Annotated in this window: 10 protein-coding genes and 2 pseudogenes; 8 read left to right on the top strand and 4 right to left on the bottom strand. The window is 71.8% G+C overall.

The genetic code is table 11. The features are described 5' to 3' along the window. The first annotated feature begins 28 nt into the window (after nt 1-28). Entirely contained in the window at nt 29-448 is a 420-nt protein-coding gene (locus tag OG990_RS04355) for a hypothetical protein (protein WP_406079067.1), read from the top strand. Nucleotides 449-451: 3 nt separating this feature from the next. Next, nucleotides 452-3283 (top strand): AfsR/SARP family transcriptional regulator, encoded by a 2832-nt coding sequence (locus OG990_RS04360; protein ID WP_406079068.1) that lies wholly within the window; start codon nt 452-454, stop codon nt 3281-3283. Nucleotides 3284-3574: 291 nt separating this feature from the next. Here the strand turns inward: OG990_RS04360 and OG990_RS04365 are convergent, their stop codons facing one another. After that, on the bottom strand, nt 3575-4048 hold the full coding sequence (locus OG990_RS04365) for a molybdopterin-dependent oxidoreductase (protein ID WP_406079070.1): 474 nt from the start codon (nt 4046-4048) through the stop codon (nt 3575-3577). 95 nt (nt 4049-4143) lie between these two features. On the opposite strand from OG990_RS04365, the gene OG990_RS04370 reads away from it, so the two are divergent. The 3 genes from OG990_RS04370 (at nt 4144) to OG990_RS04380 (ending at nt 8734) form a co-directional block, all read left to right on the top strand. Further along, nucleotides 4144-7134, top strand: coding sequence for an AfsR/SARP family transcriptional regulator (locus OG990_RS04370; protein WP_406079071.1), 2991 nt, complete (start codon nt 4144-4146; stop codon nt 7132-7134). Beyond that, nucleotides 7124-8368: a cytochrome P450 gene (locus OG990_RS04375; protein ID WP_406079072.1), complete on the top strand. Its 1245-nt coding sequence runs from the start codon at nt 7124-7126 to the stop codon at nt 8366-8368. The genes OG990_RS04370 and OG990_RS04375 overlap by 11 nt, the downstream gene beginning before the upstream one ends. 195 nt (nt 8369-8563) lie before the next feature. Then, nucleotides 8564-8734 carry a hypothetical protein gene (locus tag OG990_RS04380; RefSeq protein WP_406079073.1) on the top strand — a complete coding sequence of 57 codons (171 nt, stop codon included), beginning with the start codon at nt 8564-8566 and terminating at the stop codon, nt 8732-8734. Nucleotides 8735-8968: 234 nt separating this feature from the next. Here OG990_RS04380 and OG990_RS04385 read toward each other — a convergent pair whose 3' ends face one another. Together OG990_RS04385 and OG990_RS04390 are read right to left on the bottom strand one after the other, a co-directional pair. Continuing rightward, a complete protein-coding gene (locus OG990_RS04385) occupies nt 8969-9646 on the bottom strand; it encodes a transposase (protein WP_406079074.1) in 678 nt (225 codons plus the stop codon). 80 nt (nt 9647-9726) lie between these two features. Then, nucleotides 9727-9804: pseudogene (locus OG990_RS04390) on the bottom strand (transposase); the annotation flags it as partial. A gap of 57 nt (nt 9805-9861) precedes the next feature. Here OG990_RS04390 and OG990_RS04395 point away from each other — a divergent pair. Together OG990_RS04395 and OG990_RS04400 are read left to right on the top strand one after the other, a co-directional pair. Further along, nucleotides 9862-10149: a transposase gene (locus OG990_RS04395; RefSeq protein ID WP_406079075.1), complete on the top strand. Its 288-nt coding sequence runs from the start codon at nt 9862-9864 to the stop codon at nt 10147-10149. After that, nucleotides 10146-11036, top strand: coding sequence for an IS3 family transposase (locus tag OG990_RS04400; protein WP_406079076.1), 891 nt, complete (start codon nt 10146-10148; stop codon nt 11034-11036). Before OG990_RS04395 ends, OG990_RS04400 begins: the two co-directional genes overlap by 4 nt. A gap of 49 nt (nt 11037-11085) precedes the next feature. Here the strand turns inward: OG990_RS04400 and OG990_RS04405 are convergent. Beyond that, nucleotides 11086-11498, bottom strand: a pseudogene (locus tag OG990_RS04405) (transposase); the annotation flags it as partial. A gap of 277 nt (nt 11499-11775) precedes the next feature. Here OG990_RS04405 and OG990_RS04410 point away from each other — a divergent pair. Next, entirely contained in the window at nt 11776-12711 is a 936-nt protein-coding gene (locus OG990_RS04410; protein ID WP_406079077.1) for an IS110 family transposase, read from the top strand. Nucleotides 12712-12792 lie beyond the last annotated feature (81 nt).

Here is a 12792-nt window from a genome sequence, read left to right on the forward strand (position 1 = left end):
GGGCATCCACCGTCGGGAGAGGTTGTCCGTGGCCGAGACGCGCGTTCTGGTGCAGGCGGCCGATGCGCTGGTGGGAGCGCCGATCGCGGTCCCGGCCGAGTACGCCCCGTCCGCCCGCGCCACGTCACTGTGGGAGCCCCTGCCCGCCATCGAGGCGCTCGGCGCGGTCATGTGCGCGTTCGTGGCGCAGCAGGCTCGGTCCGGCGCTGACGCGTACGACCTGGCGCTGGCCGCCTTCCGCTGGGGGCCGGACGCGGTGCAGCGGGCCGGGAAGATGCCGCAATCGGCGGCGCTGCGCGGTTTCGTCGCGCTGGACCACCGGTACGCCGACACCTATCAGGCAGACCCCCGGCTGGGTGGCCGGTCACCCAGCGGGCCCGCGGCCCCGGCACCGTCGGCCGGCCGTCCTGCGCCGGGCGGGCCGTCTGCCGGGTCGAGCGGGGGTTGAAACGTGCAAACGGCCGGGCGGGACGAGCTGCGCTTCGCGGTGCTGGGTCCTGTGCGCGCCTGGCGGGGCGCACGGGAGGTCGAGCTCGGGCCCCGGCAGGCGCGGCTCATGCTCGCCCTGCTGCTCGTACGGTCCGGCGGCACCGTCACCCGCGAGGAGTTCGCCACCCTGCTGTGGGGCGAGGACCCGCCCGAGACCGCGGCGAACGTGGTCTACCGCCACGTCGGTGCCCTGCGGCGGCTGATCGAACCGGGACTGCCGGCCCGGGCGTCCGGCCGGTGGATCACCTCGGAGGGCGGGGCCTACCGGCTGGACGCTCCGTCGTCGGATCTGCGGCAGTTCCACGCGTACACACAAGCGGGCCGGCAGGCGACCGCGGACGGTGACCAAGCGACCGCCTGTGCGCAGTATCTCGCCGCCCTGCGCACCTGGACCGGACATTGTGCAGCCGGGCTCGATCCCGGTCCGGAGCTAATGCCGGAGTTCGCCGCGCTGGACCACCAGCGCGCCGCCGTGGCCTGCGCCGCCGCGGACGTGGCACTCGCCCGCGACGACGTACGCGACCTCGTGCCGCTGATCCGGGAGGTCGCGGACCACCACTCGTTCGACGAGGCGTTGCAGGCACGGCTGCTGCTGGTGCTCGCAGCCGACGGCAAGCAGGCGGAGGCGGTCCGGGCGTTCGAGAAGGTACGGGCCGGCCTCGCCGAGCACCTCGGGGTGGACCCGGGCCCGGAGCTGCTGACGGCCTACGACCGGGTGCTGCACCAGGACACCGCCGCCGCCTCCGGACGGGGGGGCGGAAGCGCCGCCCGCCCGGCGCCGCCCGAGCCGTACGTCGTGCCGGCGGTGGTGCCGCCGGGCACGCGGTTCTTCAACGGACGGCGCAACGAGCTGGATCGGCTGTCCGCGCTGCTGCCCGACGAGGCGTCGCCGGCGGTCGTCACCGTCACCGTGGACGGACTGCCCGGGGTCGGCAAGACCAGCCTCGTCGTGCACTGGGCGCACCTGGTCGCCGACCGTTTCCCGGACGGGCAGCTCTTCATCGACCTCCAGGGCTTCGACACCCGGGAAGCGCTGGAGACCGAGCGCGTACTGATGTGTTTCCTCAATGCGCTCGGGGTCCCGCAGGCGGACGTCCCCGCGAGCCTGGGGGCGCAGGTCAACCTGTACCGGACCCTGATGTCCCGGCGGCGGATGCTGGTGATCCTCGACAACGCCCGCGACGCCGAGCACGTCCGTCCGCTCCTGCCGGCCGCGCCGGGCTGCTTCGTCCTCGTGACCAGCCGCAACCGACTCGCCGGCCTGATCGCGCAGGAGGGCGCCCACCACATCGCCCTGAATCCGCCGTCGGTGGACGAGGCACAAGCCGGCCTTCGCGTACGGCTGGCCGCCAGCCGGGACGCCGGCGACCTCGCGGCGCTCGACGAGATCATCGAGCGATGCGGCCGGCTGCCCCTGGCGATGGCCGTCGTCGCCGCCCGGGCCGCCGCCTTCCCGGAGTGGCGGCTCAGCGAGATCGCCGCCGAACTGCGCGACTCGCAGACCCTGGACGTGCTCAGCGGCGACGAGCCCCGGACCGACCTGCGCAGCGTCTTCTCCTGGTCCTACCGGATGCTGACCGAACGGGCCGCGCGGCTGTTCCGGCTGCTGGCGCTGCACCCCGGGCCGGACTTCGGTCTCGCGACGGTCGCCAGCCTCGCCGGTCTGCCAAGCGAGCAGGCGCGGGTGCTGATCGCCGAGCTGACCCGGACCCGGCTGATCACCGAGCACCGCTACAAACGGTACGTCTTCCACGACCTGATCCGACGCTACGCCATCGAGCTGTGCGAGGCGTTCGACAGCCCCGCCGAGCGTGACGAGGCGGAGGCCCGGGTGGTCGATCACCTGCGGCAGACGGCCCACGCGGCGAGCCGGCTGCTGATGCCGCCGGTGCTGGACACGCCGCCGCCGGTCCGGGACGGCGTCACCCCGGGGCGGCCGGACGACGTCGCCGAGGCCATGGCCTGGTTCACGGCCGAGCTGGAGGTGCTGGAGGCCACGATCGACCAGGCCCGGCCGGAGCTGCGGGCCTGGTCGCTGGCGGAGTGCCTGCTGCCGTTCTACCAGCGCCGGGGCATGTACCACTCGTGGGGAACGGTGGCCGGCATGGCGCTACGGGCCGCCCGCGACGGCGACGACCGGGAGGGCCAGGCGCGCATGCACCGCATGATCGCCGGCGCGAAGAACGCCTCCGGCCGCCGGATCTCGGCCGTCAACCACCTCGAGCGGGCGCTGATCCTCTTCGCGGAGCTGGGCCGGCCGATCGAGCGGGCGTACGTCTTCAGCAACCTCGGCTGGGTCCGGTACAGCCAGGGCGACATCGGCCGGTCCAAGGAGCACTACGAGCAGGCCGGCGCCGTCTTCGTCGCTGAGGGGCACGAGCCGGGACAGGCCCATGCGCTGCTCGGCATCGGCTACTGCCTGGTGCGCACGGGCGAACTGGCCGAGGCCGTACGCGTGCTGCGCCGCGCGTCGGAGATCTGCGACCGGCTCGGCGACTACAACAGCGGCGCCGACTGCGCGTCCGTGATCAGCGACGCCCTCGACGGCCAGGGCCGGCTCGACCAGGCCATCCAGTGGCGCCGCCGGGCCCAGCGCCTGTTCCACCTCGCCCGCAACGAGATGGAGGTCGCCGAGAACGGGCGGGCACTCGGCGACGTCTATCTGCGCGCGGGGCGCTCCGGCGAGGCCGCCCTGGCCTGGCAGGAGGCCCGGCGCATCTTCGTCGCGCTGGGCTCCGAGGAGGACGTGCGGACGATGGACACGCGGCTGGACCGGATCGCGCTGCCGCGGTGAACCGATCGGGGCCCGGTCCGTCAATGAGGGTATGAAAGATGTCATGCAGCAGGTGAAGAGTGCCGTCGACGTGGCCGCGCGTGGCTGGCTGGACGCCATCGCGATGTTCGCCGAGGTACAGCCGGGCGGATCCGCGCGGGTGACCGGCCGGGCGCGGCCGAGTTCGTCACGGGCATTCCGTTCCCGACCATGAACGGGGTCGTCGGCATCACCCGTGACCCCGACCCCGGCGAGTTCGCCGAGTTCGCCGCCTCGCACTAGTCGGTGTTCCTGCCGGAGGGGTGACGCGGATCAGGGACGCGCGCCGCCGCCGGGGAACGGTGCGCTGAGGTGGAGGCGGACGAGGCCGGCTACGTAACGGCCGCCGCACTTGTCGCCGGGCACGACGACGCGGGGGCGCCCGCCCTCGGCCGGCCGCCCGTCCTCGGTGAGGGCGACGAGCACCGCGCGGCCCGCGAAGTCCGGGTCGATCTCGGCCCAGGCGAGGGTGGCCTGCTGCTGGTCGCTGCCGGTGGCGGTGATGACGTACCGGACCGGGTCGGCCTTGATCCGCGGGTCGAACCGCGGCTCCGCCTGGTGCAGCACGTCGAGCAGCAGCGGTCCGGCGTACGTGTGGGTTCGCGTGCCGGAGCTGCCCCGGAAGGTGCAGGTGACGGTCCGCTGCGGCAGCCGGCCCAGGTCGTGGGCCGTCAGGCGCGACGGCCGGGTGACCGCGCCGTCGACGAGGACACCGTCCCGGCCGGGGTCGTTCGATGCGTGTTCCACACCACCCTCCAACGGAAATCCGGTCCCGGCGTTCAACCCGCGCCGACGGGTACTTTGGGGCAGGATCATCCGTCGGCCAGTAGTGAGGAGCGAGGGTGCGCTTCGCCGTGCTCGGACCGGTCCGCGCCTGGCGCGCGAATGAAGAGCTCGACCTGCGGCCCCGGCAGCTCCGCCTCATGCTGGCCCTGTTGCTGGTGCGCGCGGGCCGCCCGGTCGCGGTCGCGGATTTCGTGGCGCTGCTGTGGGGCGAGGACCCGCCGGCCCGGGCCGTGAACATCGTCCACCGCCACATCGGGGCGCTGCGGCGGATCCTAGAGCCCGGCCTCGCGCCGCGCGCGCCCGGCCGGTGGGTGGACGGGCAGTGCGGCGACTACCGCCTGCACGTGGACGCGGAGTCCTCGGATGTGATGCGGTTCCGCGCCCGGGCCGACGCGGCCAGGCAGGCCGCCCGGGCCGGTGACCGGGACGCCGCCGGAGCCCACTACCTCGCCGCGCTGCGCACGTGGCACGGGCACTGCGCCGCGGGCCTGGATCCCGCGCCGGCGCTGTTGCCCGAGTTCGTGGCGCTCGACCACGAGAGGTCCGCCACCGCGTGCGCGGCCGCGGACGTCGCCCTGGCCGGCGGGCGGGTGACCGAGCTGGTGCCGCTCCTGCGGCCGATCGCCGACCGGCATCCGTTCGACGAGGCGTTGCAGGCGCGGCTGCTGCTGGTGCTCGCGGCGGACGGCAAGCAGGCGGAGGCGGTCATGGCCTTCGAGAAGGTGCGGCTCGGTCTCTCCGGCCAGCTGGGCGTGACTCCCGGCGCGGAGCTGCGGGCGGCCTACGACCAGGTGCTCCGCCAGCAACGGGCGACGGCCGGGCCGGCAACCCCGCAAGAGCCGGTTTCCCGTACGCCTCCGACCCAGGTGCCGTTGAGCACCCGGTTCTTCAGCGGGCGGGAACGCGAGATCGGCTGGTTGTCCGACGTGCTGTCGGCCGCCGGCCGGGCGCCGGCCGGGCCGGTCACGGTGGCCGTCGACGGCCTGCCCGGCATCGGCAAGACCAGCCTGGTGCTGCACTGGGCGCACACCGTCGCGGAGAGCTTCCCGGACGGCCGGCTCTTCATCGACCTTCAGGGCTACGACGCCAAGGAGGCGGTGGACACCGAACAGGCGCTGACCTACTTCCTCGGCGCGCTCGCGGGCCCTCGCGCGGAGATTCCGGCAACGGTGGAGGCGCAGGCCGCGCTCTACCGGACGCTGACGGCCGGCCGCCGGATGCTCGTGATCCTCGACAACGCGCGGGACGCCGAGCAGGTCCGCCCGCTCCTGCCGACCTCACCCGGCTGCTTCGTCGTCGTGACTAGCCGCAACCAGCTCACCGGCCTGGTGGTGCACCAGGGCGCCCACCGGCTGGCGCTGGAACTGCCCACCCTGGACGAGTCGCGCGCCGGGCTGCGCACCCGGCTGGGCGCCGGGCGCGACGCCGACGATCCCGCCGCCCTGGACGAGATCATCGAGGGTTGCGGCCGCCTGCCGCTGGCGATCGCGGTCGTGGCCGCGCGGGCGGCGGCGTACCCCGACTGGCGGCTCGGCGAGATCGCACGGGAGCTGCGCGACGCCCGGTCGCTGGATGTCTTCGACGGTGACGACCCCCGCAGCGACGTGCGCAGTGTGTTCTCCTGGTCGTACCGCATGCTGACCGGGCCGGCGGCGCGCCTGTTCCGGCTGCTGGCGCTGCACCCTGGCCCGAGCTTCGGCCCCGCGACCGCGGCCGCCCTCGCCGGTGTTCCGCCGCGGGAGGCGCAGGCGCTGATCGAGGAGCTGACCCGGACCCGGCTGCTGATCCGCCACCAGGCGCGCCGGTACGTCTTCCACGACCTGATCCATCTGTACGCCGTCGAGCTGGGCGAGCAGGTCGACGGCGCGGCGGAGCGTCAGGCCGCCCTCGCCCGGTTGCTGGACCACCTGCGGCAGACGGCGTACGCGGCCGGCCGTCTGCTGATGACGCAGCTGCACTCCCGGCCGCCGGATCCGCGGGACGGGGTCACGCCCGAGCCGATCACCGGCCCCGCCGAGGCGATGACGTGGTTCGCCACCGAGCGAGCGGTGCTGGAGGCGGTCGTGGCGGAGAACCCGGTCGCGGACTTCCCGGCGTGGCGGATCGTGGAGAGCATGCTGCCGTTCTATCAGCGCTCGGGGATGTTCCGGGTGCTGGAGACCGTGGCCGCGTCCGCGCTGCGCACGGCGCGCTCCCGCCACGACCGCGAGGGCCTGGCGCACATGCACCGGATGATCGCCGGGGCGAAGGTGTTGCAGGGACGCGGCTCGTCGGCGATCAACCACTTCGAGCGCGCCCTGGCGATCTTCGACGAGCTCGGCAAGCCGTTCGAGCGGGCGTTCGTCCTCTGCAATCTGGGCTATGCCTGGCTCACCCACGGATCGACCGCCGATTCCCTGCGCTACTACGAGCTCGCGTGGGAGTTCTTCGCGCGTGAGGGTGATCGGCAAGGCCAGGCAATGACGCTCTTCGGGATGGGCGACAGCTTCGCCCGTGCGGGCGACGGACAGGAGGCTGTCGAGCGACTCCGCCGGGCGTCGGGCATCTTTGCGGAGCTCGACCACCCCAACGGCGTCGGTGGCTGCGCCATGGTGATCGGCAAGGCCCTGGAGGACATGGGACGCCTCGACGAGGCCATCGAGTGGCGCCACCGGGCCCGCCGCCGGCTCGGCGAGGCGCGCAACGAGTGGGACGTCGCGAACAACGAACGCGCGCTCGGTGACCTGTATCTGCGGGCCGGCCGGCCGCTCGAGGCGATCCGGGCCTGGCAGGAGGCGCGGCGGATCCACGTCGAGCTGGGCTCCGGCGGATGGTTGCTTTCGCCCATCGACGAACTGCTGTCCGCGGCCGGCGGGGGTAGAGCGGTAGCAGCCGCGCCAGTTTCGCTTCGACGTCCGAGGTCTGCGGCAGCGGCAACCGGCGCAGCATCTCGAGCGCGGATCGGCTCGTGTGACACCTGCCACGGCGGCGAATTCCGGCGGCCGCGTCCCGTCAGCCCCAATGACGGACGACCCCCGCCTGAACGAAGGAGACCCCATGTCGGGTGACGTGACATCCACGCCGGTGCTGACCTTCACGCCCGAGTTCAAGACCCACTCGCCCCGCCGGCTGGCCGAGCTGCGGGCGCTCGGCCCGGTGCACCGCGCCCAGCTCGCGAACGGGTTACAGGCCTGGATGGTGCTCAGTGAGCAGGAGGCCCGGCAGGCGCTGACGCATCCGGCGCTGCGCAAGGACGCGTCCCCGGCCGAGGAAACGCTCGCCGCCGTCGGATTCACCGCCAACCGGCCCGGAGTCGGGCTGGGCGGCAACATGCTGGAGTCGGATCCGCCCGCGCACACGCGGCTGCGGCGGCTGGTGGCCGGCGCGTTCAGCCCCGCGCGTACCCGGCAGCTCGCCCCGCGCATCCAGCAGATCGCCGACGAGCTGCTCGACGCGATGGGGGACGAGGTGGACCTGGTGGAGGCGTACAACGCGCCGCTGCCGATCGCCGTGATCAGTGAGTTGCTGGGCGTGCCGGAACACGACCGTCACCACTTCCGGGAGTGGACCGCCGCGGCGCTGAGCCCGCCCTCCGACGCGCAGCGGGCCGGCGCGCTCAGCCTCAACCGATACATGAGCGACCAGATCCAGCTGCGCCTCACCGAGCCGAGCCCCGCCCTCGAACGACGGCGCGCCGAACGGGGCGACGACCTGCTCAGCGCGTTGGTCGAGGCGCGGCTCCGGGGCGACGAGGCGCTGTCGGACGAGGAGCTCATCGGCACGGCCGTGCTGCTCGTGGTCGCGGGCCACGAGACCACGGTCAACCTGCTCGGCACCATCATGGTCAGCCTCCTCCGCCGGCCGGACCAGGCCGACCTGCTGCGCGCCCGGCCGGAGCTCATGCCCGGGGCGGTGGAGGAGTTCCTGCGGTTCGACCCCTCGGTGGAGCAGACCACCATGCGTTACGCCGCGGAGGACTTCGATCTCGGCGGCACCCGGATCCGCCGGGGCGACGTCGTGGTGGTCATGCTCGGCTCGGCGAGCCGCGACATCGCCCAGCCGGACGGCGGCGACCCGGATGTCCTGGACGTGGCCCGGGAGGGCGCCCGGCACCTGGCGTTCGGCTACGGCATCCATCACTGCCTGGGCGCGCCGCTCGCCCGGCTCGAGGCCCGCATCGCGATCGGCTCCCTGCTTCGGCGTTTCCCCGAGCTGCGCCCGGCCGTACCGCTCGACGAGGTGCCGTGGATCCCGGCGGGGATCATGCGCGGCCCGCGCAGCCTCCCGGTCCGGCTCCGCTGACGGTCCCGGCGCGGCCGCCCGCCAGCGGTCCCGCGGGCCGCGCCGGGAAGCCGTCTGCGTCGGTGACGACCAGCACGGGCGGTTGATGTTGCCTTCGACGGGGCCGGAGCTTTGCGGCAGGGTCAGGCCGTTGCGGACGGCGTCGAGGTCACGGCGGAGGTTGCGGGCGAACCCGGCCAGGGGTGTGAGGGTGTCGTGTTCGACGGTGCTGATCCACTGCTCGAGGCGCTCGCCGTGGCGGCCGGTCATCATGACGGCGAAGGCTCGCACGTGTGTGACCAGCCGGTTGAAGTCGCTGTCGCGGCTGCGAACTTCGCGCAGCTTGACCATGTCGCGGGGGTCGAGGTGGTCGGGGGTGAGTCATGATCCATGAGGTGACCTGGCGCACCGATGGTGGTTTCGGGCCGAGGTGCGGGGCGTGACCGAGGCCCTTGCGGAAGCGGCGCAGGTAACGCTGAACGGCGAGTTCTCCACCGGGATAGCCCTGCTCTTTGATCTCGCGAAACAGTTGGGTGGCGTTGCGTTCTCCCTCGTTCCAGCGCTGGTGCCGGTAGGCAATGTAGTCGTCGACCAGGTGCGCGCGTTGCTCGGTCACGGCGGTCAGCTCGGCGACACTGGCGAGCAGCCAATTGGTGAACGGCGGTGTGGTGTTTCACGAAGACGGGTAACGATTTTCTTCTCGGGTAGCGGCTGCACCTCGGCGGGCATGGTGTCGTCTGCCGGCGGCGGTGCTGGTGCGACGAGCCGGACCCGGTGCGCGTTTACGGTCTTCTCGACCGCCTGGCCCAGGTTCTGCCAGAGGTGGAAGCGGTCCGCGACCTGCACCGCGTCCGGGGCGCCGGTGCGGGCGCCTTCGCCATAGCCGCCGGCGCGGTCCCGGCAGATCACTCCAACTTCGGGGTGCTGCCGCAGCCACGCGGCGAGGCTGTCGCCGTCACGCCCGTCGAACATGTCGACCGGACGATGGCTGATCATGTCGACCAGCACGGTGCCGTAATGACGCCCTCTGCGGAAGGCGAAGTCGTCGACACCAAGGACCGTGATCAGCGTCTTCGGCGGGTCAGGTAATGCCTTGACCATACCTGGAGCAGCAGCACCATCCCCGCTACCGCGACATCCCGCAGCCGCCGCTGATACCACCCATGAATCCTGACCGCTGCTGGCAGCGGCCGCACGCGCAGTCGCGGCCCGAGCCCGACCCGACAGCACCACGACGCCGTCGCGCTGCTCTACAACTTCGATCGACAGACCCGACAGATGCGGCAGTAGCTGCTCCACAAGTGAACACGCTGAACATGGTCAACGAAGCTGGCGCAGCCGTGACAGGACCGTCCACATCACAAGATCAGCGACAGAGCCCGCACCTTGACCACGATGGCGTCGATGAACACCGCCGCGTAGATCTCATCCAGGGGCCGGTGGGACCAGTCGGTCATGAGGTTCCCCCGTTAGCGTGGAGGCCGGACCTAAGGGGATAGATGGTCATGGCTGAAATGAGGAGACGGTTCGACCGGGAGTTCCGTGACGGGGCGGTGCGGATCGTGCGGGAGACCGGTAAGCCGATCGCGCAGGTCGCTCGGGATCTGGGGATCAACGACGGCACCCTGGCGAACTGGGTGGCGCAGGACAAGCGGGCCCGGGGTGAGGCCGCCGCCGGCGGTCTCGGCGAGGACGAACGCGCCGAGCTGGCCAGGCTGCGCAAGGAGAACGCGGAGCTGGCGATGGAGCGTGACGTGCTCAAGCGATCCGTGGTCCTGTGGGTCAAGGAGGCGACGAAGTGAGCGTGGCCGGCTTCGTCGCTGCTCAGAGGACCGAGCACGCGGTGCCGCACGCGGTCGCCTGCCGGGCGCTTGGGTTGTCCGAGTCGTGGTTTTACAAGTGGCGCGACCGGCAGCCCACGGCGCGGCAGACCCGCCGCGATGAGCTCGATGAGGCGATCCGGATCTCCTTCGACGCCTCCGGGGGTACGTACGGGTCGCCGCGGGTGACCCTCGACCTGCACGCCGGCGGGTGGCAGGTGTCGGTCAACACCGTCGCGGCGCGGATGGCCGCGCTGGGCCTGGCCGGACGCACCCCACGGCGCCGACGCAGCCTCACCAAGCAGGGCAAACGCCCCGTGGCGCCGGACCGGGTGCGGCGGCAGTTCACCGCGGTCGCGCCGGACGTGTTGTGGTGCGGCGACATCACCGAGATCACCACCGACGAAGGCAAGCTGTACCTCGCCACCGTGATCGACCTGTACTCCCGCCGGCTGCTCGGCTACGCGATGAGCGCCCACCACGACGCTGAACTGACCGTCGCCACCCTGAGCATGGCCGCCGCGACCCGCGGCGGCGCCATCGGCGGGGTGATCTTCCACAGCGACCGCGGCACCGAGTACACCGCCGCCGACTACACCAAGGCGTGCCGGCGGTTGGGCATCCTGCAGTCGATGGGTCGCGTCGGCTGCGCCCTGGACAACGCCGCCGCCGAGGCGTTCAACTCCACCATCAAGGTCGAGTACATCCACCGGCAGCGGTTCCGCACCCGATCCGAGGCCCGACTCAAGATCGCCACCTGGATCGTCGACTTCTACAACGTCCGCAGACGTCACAGCGCCTGCGACGGTATGTCACCCATCGACTACGAACACTTCATCGCCGACGCCCGCCGGGCCCAGGCAGCTTAAACAACCCTCCACGGTTCCAGGGGATTGACAGTCATCTCCTCGATCACCTTGTCAGCAAACCTTTGGCATACAGCGACAACACCACCTCGTCGACCCCGGACAGGCGACGCTGACGCTTACGCACGATCCGCGGCTCGAACGTGCCGGCCCGGTCCCGCGGCACATCAATCTGCACCGGCACCGACGAGTCGGTCAGCACCGTCTTCGACCGGGCGCCAGTGCGGATATTGCCCGAGCCGCCACTAGCCGTTTGGTGTTTCTCGTAGCCGAGGTGCTCGGTCATCTCCTCGTTCAACGCGGTCTCCAGGACCGTCTTGGTCAACTGCTTCAGCAGCCCATCCGGGCCCGTCAGTGACAGACCCTGTTCCTGGCCGCCCGGACCAACTCGGCCGCGGCCTTCGCCTCCGCCGACGGCTCGGGCCGCTTCTTCCGTCCAGTCGCGTCGTTCAGTGTCGCGGTCATCACGGCACGCTCCTCACCAGGCACAACGCCCGGCAGGTCAGGCCAGAAACACCAACTTGTTGAATTGGCAGCGGAGGTCAGGGTCTGCAGCCATGATCTTCGAGGTTGTGGTCGGGGTCGCTCGGGAAACACCTGCCGCCCACGGGCTGGCCCTCGAACGGCCTGCGCCCCGGCCACGACCGCCGGCGAGAGTGGCTCGAGAGAGGTCTGTTTAGCCCGAAGTTGGTTTGCCCTCCTCGCCGGATCCCCCTTCCCCCGGCCCCCCGATGAGACCTCCGTGGCCCCCGCCCTGCCTTCAGCACCAGCTCCGGTCATCATCGCGGTTGATCCCCATAAGGCGTCCTGGACCGCGGTCGCGGTCGACAACCGACTCCAGCCCCTGGCCGCGATCCGCGTCGAGGTCAACCGCGACGGCTATCGGCAGCTGCGTCGCTTCGCCAGCCGCTGGTCACACGCCTCACGGGCAATCGAAGGCGCCACCGGCCTCGGCGCCGCGCTGACCGCCAAACTAGCCGCCGACCACATCGACGTGGTCGATGTGCCCGCGAAGCTCGCCCGCCGCGTCCGGATGCTCTCGACCGGACACGGCCGCAAAACCGACCAGGCCGACGCCCTGTCGGTCGGCATCGCCGCGCACACCGCCACCCGTCTCAACACCGCTGTCATCGACGAAGCGATCGCCGCCATGCGATGCCTCACCGACCACCGCGACGACCTGGTCCGCACCAGAACCCAGACCATCAACCGGCTGCACGCGCTGCTCGCCCAGCTCATCGCCGGCGGACTGCCCCGCGCGCTGACCGCCGAGACCGCAGCCGCCGCGTTGCGCAGCATCCGGCCCCGCGCCGCGCTGGCCCGCACTCTGCGGCAGGTCGCCGTGGACCTGCTCAGCGAAGTCCGCCGCCTCGACCGGCGCATCACCGAGGCAACAGCAACCCTGTCCGCCGCCGTCACCGCCTCAGGCACCACCCTGACCGAACTGCACGGCATCGGAGACGTGACCGCTGCGAAGATCCTGGCCCGCGCCGGCGCCGTCAGCAGATTCCGATCGGAGTCCGCCTTCGCCTCGTACTGCGGTGTCGCGCCGATAGAAGTCTCCTCCGGTGACATCCAACGGCATCGCCTCTCACGGGCCGGTGACCGGCAGCTCAACTACGCCCTGCACGTCATGGCCATGGCCCAGATCAAACGACCGACCCCGGGCCAGGACTAGTACCAGCGCAAAAGAGCTGCCGGCAAGACCCACAAAGAAGCCATGCGCTGCCTCAAACGCCGCCTCGCCGACGTCGTCTAC

This window comes from Micromonospora sp. NBC_00858, from assembly GCF_045207365.1.
GTDB lineage: Bacteria > Actinomycetota > Actinomycetes > Mycobacteriales > Micromonosporaceae > Micromonospora.

Excerpts from the sequence above, each read along its gene's own strand:
- OG990_RS04375 (WP_406079072.1), top strand. The coding sequence starts at position 7,124 with ATGTCGGGTGACGTGACATCCACGCCGGTGCTGACCTTCACGCCCGAG.
- OG990_RS04395 (WP_406079075.1), top strand. The coding sequence starts at position 9,862 with ATGAGGAGACGGTTCGACCGGGAGTTCCGTGACGGGGCGGTGCGGATC.